At 37.8% G+C, this 16,548-nt stretch carries 12 protein-coding genes; 8 read left to right on the top strand and 4 right to left on the bottom strand.

Features of this window, described 5'->3' with window-relative positions; all coding sequences use genetic code 11:
• The first annotated feature begins 9 nt into the window (after positions 1-9).
• The 7 genes from NV377_RS09755 (at position 10) to NV377_RS09725 (ending at position 11,067) form a co-directional block, all read left to right on the top strand.
• Positions 10-1,740 (top strand): sensor histidine kinase, encoded by a 1,731-nt coding sequence (locus NV377_RS09755; protein WP_258201005.1) that lies wholly within the window; start codon positions 10-12, stop codon positions 1,738-1,740.
• Positions 1,741-1,941: 201 nt separating this feature from the next.
• Positions 1,942-3,618, top strand: a complete 1,677-nt coding sequence (locus NV377_RS09750; protein ID WP_258201004.1) for an ABC transporter substrate-binding protein — start codon at positions 1,942-1,944, stop codon at positions 3,616-3,618.
• 169 nt (positions 3,619-3,787) lie between these two features.
• Positions 3,788-4,684: an ABC transporter permease gene (locus NV377_RS09745; protein ID WP_258201165.1), complete on the top strand. Its 897-nt coding sequence runs from the start codon at positions 3,788-3,790 to the stop codon at positions 4,682-4,684.
• Positions 4,685-4,708: 24 nt separating this feature from the next.
• Positions 4,709-5,629, top strand: coding sequence for a carbohydrate ABC transporter permease (locus NV377_RS09740; RefSeq protein ID WP_258201003.1), 921 nt, complete (start codon positions 4,709-4,711; stop codon positions 5,627-5,629).
• Between the two features lie 403 nt (positions 5,630-6,032).
• Positions 6,033-8,102 (top strand): alpha-glucuronidase family glycosyl hydrolase, encoded by a 2,070-nt coding sequence (locus NV377_RS09735; protein WP_258201164.1) that lies wholly within the window; start codon positions 6,033-6,035, stop codon positions 8,100-8,102.
• A 40-nt stretch (positions 8,103-8,142) separates the two neighbouring features.
• Positions 8,143-9,144, top strand: a complete 1,002-nt coding sequence (locus NV377_RS09730; RefSeq protein ID WP_258201002.1) for an endo-1,4-beta-xylanase — start codon at positions 8,143-8,145, stop codon at positions 9,142-9,144.
• A 372-nt stretch (positions 9,145-9,516) separates the two neighbouring features.
• Positions 9,517-11,067, top strand: coding sequence for a glycoside hydrolase family 43 protein (locus NV377_RS09725; RefSeq protein ID WP_258201001.1), 1,551 nt, complete (start codon positions 9,517-9,519; stop codon positions 11,065-11,067).
• A 70-nt stretch (positions 11,068-11,137) separates the two neighbouring features.
• Here NV377_RS09725 and NV377_RS09720 read toward each other — a convergent pair whose 3' ends face one another.
• Both NV377_RS09720 and NV377_RS09715 read right to left on the bottom strand, forming a co-directional pair.
• Entirely contained in the window at positions 11,138-11,869 is a 732-nt protein-coding gene (locus tag NV377_RS09720) for an NAD-dependent protein deacylase (RefSeq protein WP_258201000.1), read from the bottom strand.
• Between the two features lie 22 nt (positions 11,870-11,891).
• Positions 11,892-13,061, bottom strand: coding sequence for a benzoate/H(+) symporter BenE family transporter (locus tag NV377_RS09715; RefSeq protein ID WP_258200999.1), 1,170 nt, complete (start codon positions 13,059-13,061; stop codon positions 11,892-11,894).
• Between the two features lie 440 nt (positions 13,062-13,501).
• Here NV377_RS09715 and NV377_RS09710 point away from each other — a divergent pair, with 440 nt between their 5' ends.
• Positions 13,502-14,182 carry a hypothetical protein gene (locus tag NV377_RS09710; RefSeq protein WP_258200998.1) on the top strand — a complete coding sequence of 227 codons (681 nt, stop codon included), beginning with the start codon at positions 13,502-13,504 and terminating at the stop codon, positions 14,180-14,182.
• 637 nt (positions 14,183-14,819) lie between these two features.
• Here the strand turns inward: NV377_RS09710 and NV377_RS09705 are convergent.
• Both NV377_RS09705 and ureG read right to left on the bottom strand, forming a co-directional pair.
• Positions 14,820-15,659, bottom strand: coding sequence for an urease accessory protein UreD (locus NV377_RS09705; protein ID WP_506737369.1), 840 nt, complete (start codon positions 15,657-15,659; stop codon positions 14,820-14,822).
• Positions 15,634-16,347 (bottom strand): urease accessory protein UreG, encoded by a 714-nt coding sequence (ureG, locus tag NV377_RS09700; RefSeq protein WP_258200996.1) that lies wholly within the window; start codon positions 16,345-16,347, stop codon positions 15,634-15,636. The genes NV377_RS09705 and ureG overlap by 26 nt, the downstream gene beginning before the upstream one ends.
• Positions 16,348-16,548: the final 201 nt, after the last annotated feature.

Here is a 16,548-nt window from a genome sequence, read left to right as displayed (position 1 = left end):
AGATTACAGATGCGAAGATTTCATATTAATAATCTAAAGCTTAGAGACAAGCTTATATTGATCTATATTTTATGCGTTTTTATCCCGATTTTGTTTGCTAATGTGGTGTTTTACAATGTGACGACTAATAATATTAGAAATCAAAAATCAGTAGATGCAGAGATCGCCTTAGAGCAATTGAAAAATGAATTAAAAGTTGTTATTGAAGATGCAGCAGGTATCGCCTACCTGTATTATATTGATCCTGTTCTAAATAGTCATTTGAATACAAAGTATGATTCCTATGATCAATACATTGAGTCATTAGCTTCGATGAAAAGTATATTCAATCGTGCAGATAAGGAATATCAGACAATTAGTTCTGCACTTATTATGACAAACAATCAGTCTATATTGACTTCGGGTAACATTGTTCTAATGGATGAAGATGCATTACGCTCAAAATGGTATGAGGAGTTTTCTGCGAGTGAACACTCGTACCCATATTTTTATGTTACTGAAAAAAGTATTAGTATTATTCAAAAGCTAGATTATGAACAAACGGGGACGTTTGAGCATCTTATTAAAATTGATTTGAATATGGAATATGTTAAGCAACTTATGGAGCTCACTAACTTCCAAGGCAATGTTTACTTTGCAAATGCTGAAAACAGCGTACATTATAGCAATGACTCTGAACTATCATTGAAGGAAGGGCCAGTTGATTTATCAGAAATTAAACAACCAGAGAAGGCACTAACTTTCTCAAAAACGTATCTTAATAACCGCTATCTTGGAGGGTGGTCATTGTTTGGCGTGCTCGATGAAGAGAAAATTCTGTCTGAAGTACGTCAATCTGCACAGTTTATTGTTATATTAGCGATCATTAATTTTGTGGTGCCAACTATTATTATTACGATGATTTCAAGCTCAATTCATATCCGAGTGAAAAAAGTATTAACGCATATGAAAAAAGTAAAAGGAAAGAACTTTGAACAAATTCCTTATGATAGCGCTCGAGATGAAATCGGGGAACTATCCGTAGAATTTAATCGAATGATTGAACGTATTGATAACTTAATTAATGATGTGTATGTTGCTGATATTCAGAAGAAAGATCTTGAGATTAGACAACGTCAAGCACAGCTTCATGCTCTCCATAGTCAGATTAATCCTCATTTCTTATTCAACGCGTTAGAGACGATTCGGATGAGAAGTCTTATGAAGGGAGAGTCAGAAACGGCTCGCACCATTCAAAATATGGGTAAAATATTCCGTAAGTCTATTTCATGGAAAAGAAGCTTTGTTACCATTCGTGAAGAGATTGAACTTATTGAGAGTTTCCTAGAAATTCAGAAGTATCGCTTTGGCGATAAGTTACAGTTTCAAATTACGATAGAAGATGCTCTGAATGAACAAATGATTCCGAAAATGACTTTTTTACCTTTTGTTGAAAATGCAAGTATTCATGGCATTGAAAGTAACCCTGGTATTGGCCTGATTACGATTCAAATTGCACATGAAGCTCAGTTTATTGTATTTGTCATCTCTGATAATGGAATGGGGATGAGTCAACATAAGTTAAATGAATTAGAAACCTATTTCAGTGATGATGAGCAGATGGGTGATAACGTTGGAATGAAAAATGTATTTACTCGTTTACGCATTGTTTATGGGGATGAATTTACTTATAAAATGGAAAGTGAAGAAGGATCGGGAACACGTATTATGTTAAGACTTCCAATGAAAGAAATGGAATAAATAGTTGATTGTTGAATAATAATGTCGTTTTCTACATGCAAATTTGATTAAAACTGCAAAAAGCATAGATATTTACTTAAATAAGTAAATATCTATGCTTTTCAAAGAACGATGTAAAGTTTACTGGGTAACGAGATAATTATATTCGAATTATACTGAAAGTGCTTACAAAATAAGATTGCTAGAAGGGGGAACAAAGTTATGACCCAAAGAAAGTGGTTAAAAACAGGTCTAGCAGTAGTAATGGCATCAGTGATGATCATTGCTGGCTGCGGAAGTAACGATGCGAACAACAAAGGAGCGAACTCCTCAAATGCAGGAGATGATACAGCGCCAGTAACGTTTACTTACTTCAGCTTTAGTAGCAACAAAGACATACTTGCAAGCGATACAGATATCGGTAAGAAGTTACAAGAACAAACTAACGTTGATTGGAAAATGGAGTTTGCGGTAGGAGATATAAGCACGAAATCAGGAGTAATGATCACAGGTGGCGATTATCCTGATGTTATCGTTCCAGAAGGTGAAATTGATAAATTGATTGATGCTGAAGCTTTCACACCATTGAACGATTTGATCGAGAAGCATGCTCCTAACATTAAACGTGTATACGGAGATTACATGGACAAATTTACAGCTGAAGATGGCAACATCTATGTTCTACCATTCTCTGCTAACCAAGGTTATGTTAGTGACCCTAATATTTCACAAGGTGCTTTCTGGATTCAACGTGGTGTATTGAAAGAATTCGGATACCCTGAAATTACAACTTTAGATCAGTATTTTGATCTAATTGCAGAGTACAAGGCAAAATATCCTAAAGTAGATGGTAAAGACACAATCGGATTTATCACTTATGCAGGTGTGAAAGACAACTTCTTCACAATCACCAATGCTCCAATGCATTTAGCTGGTTTCCCTAATGATGGCGGCGTAACTGTTGACATGGAAACTCATGATGCAAAAGTTTATGCAGCGAGTGATATTGAAAAACCGTGGTTACAAAAGCTGAATGAAATCAATGCTGCTGGATTGTTCGATCCGGAAACATTTACAGCGAACAAAGACCAATATCTAGCGAAATTGACTTCTGGTCGTGTTCTAGGTTACTTCAACTATGGCTGGCAAGTTGGCGATGCTACAAACAACTTGAAAACTGCAGGTAACGATGATCTTCGTTATGTAGCACTTCCAATCGTATATGATGAGTCCATTACTGATCAATATATCGATGCACCATCGTTTGTTAACAACCGTGGTATCGGTATTTCTGTAAGTGCAAAAGATCCAGTTCGTATTATCAAATACTTCGATAATCTTCTAACAGAAGAAAATCAAAAGCTAGTTCAATGGGGTGAAGAAGGCGTTACTTACTCCGTTGATGAGAATGGTCGATTCATAATGAATGACGAACAAATTGCGAATCGTAATGACAATGAATTCAAACGTAGCTATGGTTGGTCATATTTCGAGTACAGCTGGCCTCGTTATGGTAACTTCTCCGTGTTCGAAGACGGTAACTCCTATAGCGTAGGTAATCAATCTGAAGTAGCCTTTGCAGGATATACAGAAGGTGACCAAGCTATTCTTAATGCATATGGTGTTCAAACATTTGCAGAATCATTCTCAGCACCACAAGATCGCCCTTGGTACCCAGCATGGAGTATCAACAAGGAACAAGGTTCTGCTGAACAAATCTTTGAGCAAAAATCTGGAGATATTCAACAGAAATACTTCCCTAAAATTGTATTTGCAACTCCAGATCAATTTGAGTCTGTATGGAATGAATATGTTGCAGAATTCAATAAGCTTGATGTAGCTGGCTACGAAGCGTTTGTAACAAATAAAGTTAAAGAGCGTGTAGCTGGTAACTGGTAAGAAGATACAAATAGATGGAAAAGCGAAGATTAAGCTTCGCTTTTCCCTTCTCATAACAGTAACTCAAAAACTCACGCAACTTTGTTTTGCCGGAAGGGAGACTAATCAGGTGGAGAAACATACTGAACTAACTGTAACAGCTACTGGTAACTCACGTTTTCAAAAATATATGACAGCATTATCTAAGCAAAAAATGTTAATGCTAATGTCTCTTCCTTTTCTTATCTGGGTATTTATTTTCAAATACGTTCCGCTTTGGGGCTGGACAATCTCTTTTCAAAAATTCAGACCAGCAAGAAGTTTATTAGAACAAGAATGGATCGGATTAGCTAACTTTAAGTTTTTATTCCAAGAAGAAGCTTTCTATCGTGTGTTACGAAATACAATAGTAATGAGTTCTATTAACTTAGTATTAGGATTTATAACAGCAATTGTGCTAGCCATATTATTGAATGAACTAAGAAGCATTATGTTCAAACGCACAGTACAAACCATTAGTTATTTACCTCACTTTATTTCTTGGGTCGTTGCGGCCAATATTGTGCAATCAGCATTAGCACCAGAAGGTATTATAAATATTTTAATGTTAAAAATGAATCTAATTGATCAACCCGTTCTGTGGTTAGGTAAAGGTGAATACTTCTGGGGTATTCTAGGAGCTACAGAAGTTTGGAAGAGTGTCGGCTGGAATACGATAATCTATCTAGCAGCAATTACGACGATAGATCCTTCGCAATATGAAGCAGCTGAAATCGATGGTGCAAGTCGCTTCCAACGTATTCTGCACATTACGCTTCCAGGCATGAAATCGGTTATTGTAATCTTGTTGATCATGAATCTTGGGCATATTCTGGAATCTGGATTTGAGCCACAGTATCTACTAGGTAATGGTATGAACTTGGATTACTCCGAAAACCTTGATATATTCGTTTTGAAATACGGGATGAACATGGGTAATTACGGTCTAGCAACAGCAGCCGGTATGTTTAAAACCGTTGTCAGCTTCATATTCCTCATGGTAGCTAACTCGGTAGCGAAGAAGCTAGGCGAGAGTAGACTGTACTAATCATCACGTAAGGAGGCTATAACAATGGGTAAAGCCAATTCATCACGTAAAGTGTACTCAACAGTACCTGATAAAATTTTTGATACCGTAAATATTATTTTCATGATAGCTTTAATGATCGTTACGTTATATCCATTTTTGAATATGTTCGCACTATCTTTTAACGAGGCGAACGATTCTATTCGTGGAAGTATCTACATCTGGCCTCGAGAATGGACTTGGGCTAACTATGAATATGTTTTCAATGAATCATCTATTTTTGGAGCGACGTTAATATCTGGTGCACGGACTATTCTAGGTACAGTGACATCTGTATTTGCAACAGCAATGCTAGCTTATACAATTAGTCGTCCTGAATATTTACTTCGTAAATTTGTAACGATCGCTTTTATCTTCACAATGTACTTCAGTGGTGGACTAATTCCTAACTACCTATTAACGAAACAGTTAGGATTACTAGACTCCTTCTGGGTATACATTATTCCTGGTCTTGTCGGAGTATTCAATATGATCGTTATTCGTTCCTTCATCGAAGGTTTGCCTGATGGTATTATGGAATCAGCAAGAATCGATGGAGCAGGTGAATTTACAACTTTTATGAAAATTGTATTGCCGCTTACGATTCCAGCATTAGCTACAGTTTCCTTGTTCGTAGCAGTGTCTCAATGGAATTCATGGTTCGACGTATTCTTATATAACTCATCTAATATCAAGCTAAGCACACTTCAATATGAGTTAATGAAAATATTATCGACATCAACGACATCAACAGGTTCAACAGCGGGGGATGCCTTTGCTAATGCGCAAGGTAATGCAACAGCAGTAACTCCTACTTCGATTCGTGCAACGATGACGATTGTGGCAAGTTTACCAATTATTATCGTATATCCATTCCTACAAAAGTACTTTGTGACGGGGATGACGGTGGGTGGCGTTAAAGGCTAACAGAAGCGGACTTTGATAACGATGAGTATGCTAACGTAGATTAGTCGACATCGAATATGACATTCATCAGTTGTTCCAGTGCTCACGTACCCATAACGTACGCTGTGCGCTTCACTTCCTTAGCTTCATGGCATCTTCTCGGTTCTGAAAGCCCGCATTTCGAAGATGCATTTTAAGAGAACGTTCTGAAAGCCCGCTAGCTGAAGATGCATTTTGAGAGAAAGTTTATAAAACCGGTTTGCTTAGCAAGCGTTTTATGGGGAAGTTCTTTAAGTTTGCTCGCTGAGCATGAACTAATAAGAGAGTATCAACAAAATAGATAAAACATACTAGAGCTGTGTCCGTTCGATAGATTTATTCGGACTTAAGACACAGCTTTTAGTGCTAGAGAGGAAGAAAAATGATGAATAACAGTGGTTACGAGGCTTGGTTAAGATATGATGCAATTGAGGATGAGCAACTAGTACAATCCTATCGTAAATATACACAGGAAATTATTGTGGCACCCAAACTTGAAGCAGGTCCTATTCAATCAGCTGTAATAGAATTGCAATTAGCTATTCCAAAACTAGTTGGTATGACGTCGACAATTAATGAAGGTCAAGCAGTTAATGATAATTTTATAGTTGTTGGTACAAAGGATAGCATATCATATATTTCGGATGCGGTTGTTGGTCCAATTGCTGCATTAAGCAGTAATGAAGGTTATGTTATTAAAACGATTACCAGTGAACAATGTTCATACATTGTCGTGGCTGGTGCTACAGATAAAGCTACGTTATACGGTGTTTTTCATCTTCTTCGCTTGATGCAGCAAGGTGAAAGTGTTGAAGCATTAAACATTCAAGAAGCTCCAAAATATGAATTGCGTATGATTAATCATTGGGACAATATGGATGGTAGTATTGAGCGTGGTTATGCGGGTCAATCAATTTTCTATCGCGATAATGAGTTATTGGTAGATTCACCACGTATCGCTGACTATGCAAGATTAATGGCTTCGATCGGAATTAATGGGATAGCGATTAATAACGTTAACGTTCATCATCATGAAACATTTCTAATTACTCAAAAATTGCTACCGAAGGTTGCTCAAATTGCAACGATTTTCCGTTCATATGGTATTAAATTATTCCTTAGTGTCAATTACGCAGCGACAATTGAACTTGGAGAAGTAGATTCTGCGGATCCATTAGATGAACGCGTTCAAGAGTGGTGGAAACGTAAAGCAGCTGAAGTATATGCTGCAATTCCAGACTTTGGCGGTTTCCTTGTGAAAGCCGATTCTGAAAATCGACCTGGTCCATTCACATATGGTAGAGATCATGCCGATGGAGCGAATATGTTAGCTGTAGCATTGCAACCATTCGGTGGCTTAGTGTTATGGAGATGCTTTGTTTATGATTGTCATCAAGATTGGCGAGATCGTTCTACTGATCGTGCAAGAGCAGCATATGATCACTTCAAACCACTTGATGGTCGTTTCCTAGATAATGTTATTTTGCAAATTAAAAATGGTCCAATGGACTTCCAAGTTCGCGAGCCAGTTTCACCATTGTTCGGTGCTATGGAACAAACAAACCAAGTGATGGAGTTCCAGATCACTCAAGAATATACAGGTCAACAACGTCATGTATGTTACCTTGTTCCACAATGGAAAGAAGTACTACAGTTCGATACACATCGTAAAGGTGAAGGTAGTACCGTTCAAGAAATTGCAGCGGGTAATATTCATCCGTATTCACATAGTGGTATCGCAGCAGTAACAAATATTGGTGATGATGACAACTGGACGGGACATCATCTATCTCAAGTGAATTTATTTGGATATGGTCGTCTATTGTGGAATCCAGAACAATCTAGTGAACAAATTGCACAAGAGTGGACAGCGTTGACTTTCGGTACGAATCGACAAGTACAACAAATGATTAATACATTCCTGATGGAATCTTGGTCGATTTATGAAAGCTATACTTCGCCGCTAGGCGTAGGCTGGATGGTAAAACCACATTATCATTATGGTCCAGATATTGATGGGTATGAATATTCCAAATGGGGTACGTACCACTTTGCCGATCATAAAGGAATCGGTGTAAATCGTACAGTTGCTGATGGAACGGGTTATATTGGGCAATATGAAGCTGCGAATGCACAAGTATATGAAGACATTAATACTTGTCCTGATGAATTACTTTTGTTCTTCCATCATGTTCCGTACACGCATGTGCTTCATTCAGGGAAAACGGTTATTCAACACATTTATGATACGCATTTCACAGGGGTAGAGCGTGTCCGGTATTGGATTAGTCAATGGAATGAACTTAATGACCTAATTGATAGCGAACGTCATACTCATATATTAGGAAGGCTTGAAGTGCAGCTAGAAAATGCGAAGCAATGGCGTGATATTGTAAATACGTATTTCTATCGTAAATCAGGCATTGAAGATGATGCAGGTAGAACGATTTACTAATGTAACCTTGAACTAGAAAAAAGTTAGAGGAGGGATTTATTTGAACAATATTCCAAAGCTTTGGGAAGTATATAAAGATTATTTTGATATTGGGGCAGCAGTCAACTTGGAGACGATTAAAGGTTCTAAGGAGCTACTAGCAACACATTTTAATAGTATTACAGCTGAAAATGATATGAAATTTGTTAGTGTTCATCCTGCAGAAAATAGTTATACATTTGAAGCTGGAGATGAATTATTAGCATTTGCTAAGCAGCATAGTATGAAGATGAGAGGCCATACTTTAGTGTGGCATAATCAGACGACGGACTGGATATTTGAGGGAGAGAATGGAGAAACAGCATCTCGTGAATTGTTATTAGCTCGCATGAAATCTCATATTGATACCGTTGTAGGTAGATATAAAGGAAGCATCTATGCTTGGGATGTAGTAAATGAAGTTATTGAAGATAAGAGCGATGTATGGCTTCGTGATTCTCGTTGGTTACAAATTATCGGTGAGGACTTCATCGAGCATGCATTCCGCTATGCACACGAAGCTGATCCAGATGCATTGTTATTCTACAATGACTATAATGAATGTAATCCAGAGAAACGCGATAAAGTTATTAAATTAGTAAAATCACTTCAAGATCGTGGCGTGCCTATTCATGGTATTGGCTTACAAGGACATTGGAATCTTTCCGGTCCAAGTATAGCAGAGATTCGTGAAGCAATTGAGAAGTATGCAGCGCTAGGGTTGCAACTGCAAGTTACGGAACTTGATATTTCTGTCTTCGATTATGAAGATCGTCGAACAGATCTTACTGCTCCAACAGCAGAAATGTTAGAGAAGCAAGCTAATCGCTATAAAGAAATTTTTGAATTGTTCCGTGAATATAAAGACGTTATTACAGCGGTAACATTCTGGGGTGCAGGCGAGGACTACACTTGGCTTGATGATTTCCCAGTCAAGGGTCGTAAAAATTGGCCGTTTGTATTTGATGAAAAGCATGAACCTAAGACATCTTTCTGGCGCTTAGTAGATTGCTCCGAGAACTAATCGCTTGCTCCAAGAACAAATCACTGTTCCACTCGCCGTTGTCCTCGGATTTATCGTTTTAGCATTTGCAGTATAAATCCGAGGGCAAAAACGAACGCTATCGCTTCTCCACAAGCGATTTGTTCTTTCCGCTACAACTGGGGGGAGTGCTCTTCGCTACAGCGGTGGATATGATTGAAAACGAAAAGCAATGGTGTATAGAATATGTAATTACAATGGAGTCCTTATGGGCTCCATTGCTCTACTTGTAGTGTTTACGATGCTAGCTTTCATACTATGTATAAAAGTTTTTAGTCAATGCTTTTGATGTAACTTTCCGTTAGCAAGGTTGCATAACAAAAAGTAACGAAAAGTTTTTAGGGGGATATAAATATGACGAGATTAATTGAATATACGAATCCGGTCCTTCCTGGATTTTATCCTGATCCAAGTGCGATTCGCGTTGGTGAAGATTATTATTTGGTAACAAGTACATTTGAATACTTCCCTGGAGTACCGATTTTTCATAGTAAAGATCTGGTGAACTGGACGCAAATCGGACATGTACTAACAAGGGAGAGCCAAGTTAATCTTCTTGCTCGTAATAGTTCGGAAGGAATATATGCTCCAGTACTTCGTTATGATAATGATTTATTTTATATGATTACAACTGATGTATACGGTATCGGAAATTTCTATGTAACAGCATCTGATCCTGCGGGGCCTTGGAGTGATCCAATTAAAATTCCTTACGGGAATATTGATCCGTCTTTATTCTTCGATGACGATGGTAAAGTGTATGTATCTGTCCAATCAGGTTTTGGTGAAACCTCTCATATTATTCAGTATGAGATTGATCGTGCGACGGGTGAGGCGCTAACGGAACCTGTTGTTGTATTTGAAGGTGATGAAGGTCCATGGGTTGAAGGGCCTCATTTATATAAAATTAATGACGTTTATTATATGATGACTGCTTCTGGTGGTACTGGTCCGATGCATCGTGAAATTATTGGGCGTAGTAATAACCCTTACGGTCCATTTGAAATGTTAGATCATCCCATTCTGACGCATAATGCAATTAAAGATCATCCAATTCAGTACACCGGCCATGTTGAGTTACTTGATGATAGTGATGGTAACTGGTGGGCGTTATTTTTAGCGGTTCGTTTGCGTAATGATCGTGGTAGTGTATTAGGGCGTGAAACATATCTTGCTCCAGTTACTTGGATCGATGGTTGGCCGATGATCGACAATAATGAAGGTCATGTAGGTTTGGAAATGTCTCTAACAGTTCCAACACTTCAACCTCGTGAAGATGTTGTTATGCAAACTGCATCAGATAACATAGTAACTACATTCACAACACAACAACCACTCGATATGAATTGGATATATACGAGAGTGTTACCTTCTCAAGCCGAAGTTTCATTGTCTAGCAACGATGGCTATCTAACATTAGTCGGTAATGAGTATAATTTGAAAGACGGAGAAAGTAATCTGTTCGTTTGTCGCCGTCAACTTCATCATGCAATGCGTATTGAAACTTATGTGGAGTTTGCTCCTGTCGTTGATGGTGAACATGCAGGAATTGCAGCACGACTAAGCGATAATACGTTCTACGCTGTAGGGGTTAGTCAACGAGAAGGGGATTTCGGTATTTCTGCTATTACGATGAAAAATAAGAAAGAAGAAGTTGAATTCGTAACTGTTGCGAAGCGAGATGGCGTTTGGTTAGCTATTGCTTCTACAGAAAAGCAATATGAGCTTCAATACTCACTTGATCGTGAGCATTGGCACACAATTATAAGTGCAGATTCTAGTGATATTTCTCCAGATTCAGATGGTTCATTTACTGGTGTATGTGTAGGTATGTTTGCCAATGGGACGAAGCAAGGTGAAGCAGCTCCAGCTAAATTTGAATATTTCCAATATCAAGCTCATTAATGAATAAACAAAGAGAGGATCAATGTATACGCATTGATCCTCTCTTTGTTTGTGAAGCAAGCAGGTTTAATTATAGTTGCTGCTTAATAAATTGAAAGCTTGCGACAAGATCATCATGGATGATGATATCGAACAGATAATCTAGATCAGTAGCTTCGTAGTTAATAATAGCTAACTTAGGTTGTGATGAGCGATTGGCATAGAACGGTAATTCCTTAACAGGATATACTTGTAAGGATGAGCCTAGCGTAAGGAATAGATCACAATTCTCACTCGCTTCATATGCTTCTGGAAGATGACGAACCATACCACCAAATAGTACAACATTGGGTTTCAGTATAAAATTATCATGCTCACAACGTGGAATCTTCTCAGCCATAACATAAGGCAGATCATAACTTCGTTTACATTTCGGACAGTGAGCAAGATCAATTGAACCATGAGCTTCGAGAATATGTCGGCTACCAGCTTTGCGATGTAATCCATCTACATTTTGCGTAATTATCGTAACCTTTTTCCCTAGAGCTTCGAGTTCCGCTAGCATAGTATGTGCTGAATTAGGTTCATATTGCTGCATTCGTTCCATTAGAAAAATGTCTTTGAAGTTTATCCAAAAGTCTTTAGGATGCGTTGCGTAATATCCTTCAGATAATAAATATTCAACGTTGTTAACTTTAGAGTAAATTCCATTAGGAGAACGAAAGTCCGGAATTCCGCTGGCAGTGCTAATACCTGCACCTGATAATACAGTTATATAGTTAGCTTTTCTAATTTGTATCACTAACTGATCAAGCATTGACATATTCTCACCTCCAGTGAATGATTTACTGTTCATTAGGTTGTTTAGATTTTCTTTCACGCAATACTACGCTTAATATTGTACCTACAATTAATGACCATAATGCAGATGAAATACTGAAGAAAGATATATTAGCTGCAGAAATAATGAATGCAAATACTACGGGAAAGCTGTTTTTTGTATCTGCAAAAGCAGAACTGATACTATTTAGAAAGACACCTAATAATGAAAAACCAATAATAGTTGCAATAAAGTATTGTGGTAGCGATGTAATATACGGGACTAACTTCCAAGCGAAAACACCGAAAATAATGCAAAGCACACTGGAAACAACACCTGCGCGATAACGTTGCTTATGTTCGCCACTTTCTTCGCTACTACAGACCGTTGTCATCATGCCACCGGTATTAATGGAATGACTCATGAAAAAACTACCTAATGCAGAAGCAATACCTGAATAAGAAATGATTCTATTTATCGGTGGATTATAACCTTGCTTAGTTAACGCGGCTAATGATACAGCTAGATCGTTGCTTAATATGAGCACAGCAATTGGAATAGCTACCGAAATTAATCCCTGCCAAGTAAATTCAGGTGTTATCCATATAGGAAATTCGTATGCAATGGGTGTTACTTGTGGAAATGTATAAGAGAATAATAATCCGATAAGACCAAATACAATAACACCAATAATAGGTGGAACGGCTTTGAAAATTCTAGGTGCTACAAAATATCCGATCAAGGCAAGTAAACCAACTAGTGGGTTTGCTTTGAATGAAGGGATAAGCTCTAATATATATTGCATAATGATACCTGCAAGCATGGCATCAATAATTGACCTTGGAATATGTTTGAATAGAACATTAAAAATACCAGTGAATCCGAGCACTGCAATCATTAGTCCTGCCATTAGGAAACTTGCAGTAAGCTGCGGTAATGTTAATTGTATAGCTGCGGTACTCAAAAACGCAACGGTAGTAATAGAATGCGCCCCTGCAATGGGTAGCTTGTATCGTAAAGCAAGAATTAAGTTGAATAATCCTGCTACAGCATACGCTACGAATAACCAAGAAAGTAATTCCCTTCCGTTCAGGCCTAGATGGTTAGCGCTATGAATTGTTAATATTGCTCCGCCTGTACACGCCATTAATGCGGAGCTCATGCCTGTTGCTAGTTGTTGTTGGTTTACGATCATGCTAGTTCAAACTCCTTATTGTTGTAATACAATTTTAATACTTATTTAGTATATCAAAATATACTGTGTCTTTTTGTGAATATTGTAGAAGCGCTTTCTAAGTGAGGTGGTAATATGTAATTACTTCTGTTTATTTCTGTGTAATTGCTACCCTGTTATTCTTTCTATATTCTTTCTATCTGATTTCTGAGTTCTTTCTATGTAATGATGGTTATTTCATCCTTGAATGTGATGTTTTTATTATGATGCCTCATTTAATTGCTTCCATGTAGTAGCTTCTATTGTATTAACTTATGTAAATGTTTCTTGAGAAATATGAATGCTTATTCTAAAATGAAAATAACTACATAAGTTCTAATTGAATTGTGGCAAAGCATGTCCCATTTTCCTGTTAGCAGGGGAATGGGATTTTTTATTTTAAATTTAAGGGAGCTGATAGTATGGGATTTTCGGAAATGCATGAAGAGTGGTTGAAGGATCATATGAAGCTACGAACAGGTGAGCGGAAGGATCGTTTGAAACGAGGTCATAGTTATGGAGAAATATTATTTCTTGAAAAAGTATGGTGGCCGCTAGTGGGGGGATTTAAGAATTTACATCCTGAATATGAAGTTGCGGATTGGAGAGGAATGAAGTTTTTTGTGGATCTGATGTTATGCGTAGGAGATATTCGAATTGCTTTTGAAATTAAAGGTTATGGTCCACATGTGGAGCAATCAGATCGTACTAAGTATAGAAGGGAGTTAAATCGCGAATTATTTCTGCAGGCAGTAGGTGTGAAAGTAATATCAATTGCAGTAGATGAGTTAGAAAGTAATGCCGAATTAGTTAAAAGTTTTGTAAAAATGATCGTGTTTCCTTATTTGGGGATGAAGGAGCTAGGACTTGATGGATTACTTAATCGGACGGAAAATGAAATTATAAAATTAGCTCTAATAAATGGAAAAGTGATAAGACCGGTTGATGTAGTAAATCATTTAGAAATTAGTCAAATGACAGCTATTAAATACTTGCGTAAATTGAACGATATGGGTTATTTCAAAGCAGTTGAGTCAGGTAGAACCAAAAGAGTAAACAAATATGAGTATGTGGGTTCAATATTCAATAATAGAATGATGTAAAGGACGACTATTGATCTAAAGAGACCACAAAAATAGTGTCTATAGAGCGAAAAAGTAGCTGTAGAGCCGAATAGACCGTAAAAATAGTTTCTATAGAGCGAAAAAGTAGCTGTAGAGCCGAATAGACCGTAAAAATAGTGTCTATGGAGCCGAAAAGTAGCTGTAGAGCCTCCATAGACCACAAAAATAGTGTCTATAGAGCGAAAAAGTAGCTGTAGAGCCGAATGGACCGTAAAAATAGTGTCTATGGAGCCGAAAAGTAGCTGTAGAGCCTCCATAGACCACAAAAATAGTGTCTATAGAGCGAAAAAGTAGCTGTAGAGCCGAATGGACCGTAAAAATAGTGTCTATGGAGCCGAAAAGTAGCTGTAGAGCCGAATAGACCGTAAAAATAGTGTCTATGAAGCCGAAAAGTAGCTGTAGAGCCTCCATAAACCACAAAAATAGTGTCTATAGAGCGAAAAAGTAGCTGTAGAGCCGAATAGACCATAAAAATAGTGTCTATAGAGCGAAAAAGTAGCTGTAGAGCACAATAGACCACAAAATTAGTGTCTATGGAGGCGAAAAGTAGCTGTAGAGCAAAAAAGACCCCTTTCACACCATACCATAGTGGTATTAAAGGGGTCTTTCATCTACACTATTTACGCAACTGGCAGGGCGGGTAATTCCATAATTTATCACGACACACATTCCAAATCTGATCACAACTTTGTTGTAATTCCCACACAGATAACCCTAGCATACGTACAATAATACCTTGTTCACTAGCCAAACTTGCACCTGCGAGTATACGACTTTCCGCAAATGAAGGGAATAATTGTCGAAGTAACTGTAGCAACGAGCCATTAGCTTGTGGTGAAAAAATCCAGAAAACCGCTTGGTGGGTATAATGCTCAAGTACACCAACGTCTTGATGCCGATGAATAGCAGGTATCAATTGATAATGATCATAGGCAATACGTCTACCATTGTGATTAACCTCGGTCGTTGCAGAAAAATGCTTATATTGAAATATCTCATCACGATGAGTTCGACCAGGTGTAGTAATATCGCAATATAGTAACGAAGCTCCTGTTGCTAGGTGAAAAGTCGTACAAGCACGTAAAATGCTTTCTTTATAAGGAATGGTAGGCTCAGGCATATACTCAAAAATAGCATTTTCACCAATATTAAATTGATAGTCAGTTTTTGCTCCATCTCCTATGGCAGGATGAACCTTACTAAAAGATTGATTGGTTACAATAAGGTGACTATGTTCTTCAAGATCGATGGTTACTTTATAATGATCGCCATCCATTAGTCCGGGCGATACATCCATCATATATAATTTGAGTCCATTGGTTTCGGGCTCGCCAAACGTTTTCGTGATTTTTAATGGTGATTCATGATATCGTTCCACTAGAACAGATTTCCCATCTACTTGTCGGCATAAAGCTCGTAGAGTGGAAGACTTACTGGTGAGTGGACTGGTGTTCATGATTTTGGTGATGATGGACGCGATGCTGAGTAGTATGTGGAAGTTGATGTTCTAGCCAATGAATAATCTCACTTACACCCACTTCATCCCGTAAATTTGAAAGGATATACGGACGAGTACCACGCATCATTTCAGTGTCCGTTTTCATAACCTCAAGACTTGCGCCGACATATGGAGCGAGATCAATTTTATTAATAATTAAGAGATCAGAACGCATAATACCGGGTCCACCTTTACGTGGAATCTTCTCCCCCTGTGCCACATCAATAATATAGATGAAGCGATCGACAAGTTCCGGACTAAAAGCAGCTGCCAAATTATCGCCGCCACTTTCAATGAAGATAATCTCAAGATCAGGAAACCGTTGTTCAAGTTCCTCTACAGCTTCAAAGTTCATAGAAGCATCTTCACGAATAGCGGTATGAGGACAACCGCCTGTTTCCACTCCGATAATTCTTTCTTCAGGCAAAGCATTTTCACGAATTAGAATTCGGGCATCCTCAGCAGTATATATATCATTCGTAATAACACCTAAACTATAGTGATCCCTCATTGCTTTAGACAACTTCTCAACTAAAGCAGTCTTTCCCGATCCAACAGGACCACCAATACCAATTCGAATAGGTCGATCTAAAACAATTGCTGGTGCTTCCCACTGATCATGAGAATGATTAGCTCCTTGACACATAATAATTCCTCCTAAAATTTTTCATTAACATCATGGTATGCTTCCAGTAAATGAAAAATCGCATCGGAAGCATAAACAAAACTTTTCATTTTCTTCTCGATACTATATCTCGCAAATGAAAAGTAGCATCGAAAGCAAAATCTAATTTTTCATTAACATCATGGTATGCTTCCAGTAAATGAAAAATCGCATCGGAAGCAT

It is taken from the genome of Paenibacillus endoradicis, assembly GCF_024721975.1.
This window is presented reverse-complemented; position numbering and strand designations above follow the sequence as displayed.

Coding starts and splice junctions, on each gene's coding strand:
- NV377_RS09755 (WP_258201005.1), top strand. CDS start 10: ATGCGAAGATTTCATATTAATAATCTAAAGCTTAGAGACAAGCTTATA.
- NV377_RS09750 (WP_258201004.1), top strand. CDS start 1,942: ATGACCCAAAGAAAGTGGTTAAAAACAGGTCTAGCAGTAGTAATGGCA.
- NV377_RS09745 (WP_258201165.1), top strand. CDS start 3,788: ATGACAGCATTATCTAAGCAAAAAATGTTAATGCTAATGTCTCTTCCT.
- NV377_RS09740 (WP_258201003.1), top strand. CDS start 4,709: ATGGGTAAAGCCAATTCATCACGTAAAGTGTACTCAACAGTACCTGAT.
- NV377_RS09735 (WP_258201164.1), top strand. CDS start 6,033: ATGAATAACAGTGGTTACGAGGCTTGGTTAAGATATGATGCAATTGAG.
- NV377_RS09725 (WP_258201001.1), top strand. CDS start 9,517: ATGACGAGATTAATTGAATATACGAATCCGGTCCTTCCTGGATTTTAT.
- NV377_RS09720 (WP_258201000.1), bottom strand. CDS start 11,869: ATGTCAATGCTTGATCAGTTAGTGATACAAATTAGAAAAGCTAACTAT.
- NV377_RS09715 (WP_258200999.1), bottom strand. CDS start 13,061: ATGATCGTAAACCAACAACAACTAGCAACAGGCATGAGCTCCGCATTA.
- NV377_RS09710 (WP_258200998.1), top strand. CDS start 13,502: ATGGGATTTTCGGAAATGCATGAAGAGTGGTTGAAGGATCATATGAAG.
- NV377_RS09705 (WP_506737369.1), bottom strand. CDS start 15,659: ATGAACACCAGTCCACTCACCAGTAAGTCTTCCACTCTACGAGCTTTA.
- ureG (WP_258200996.1), bottom strand. CDS start 16,347: ATGTGTCAAGGAGCTAATCATTCTCATGATCAGTGGGAAGCACCAGCA.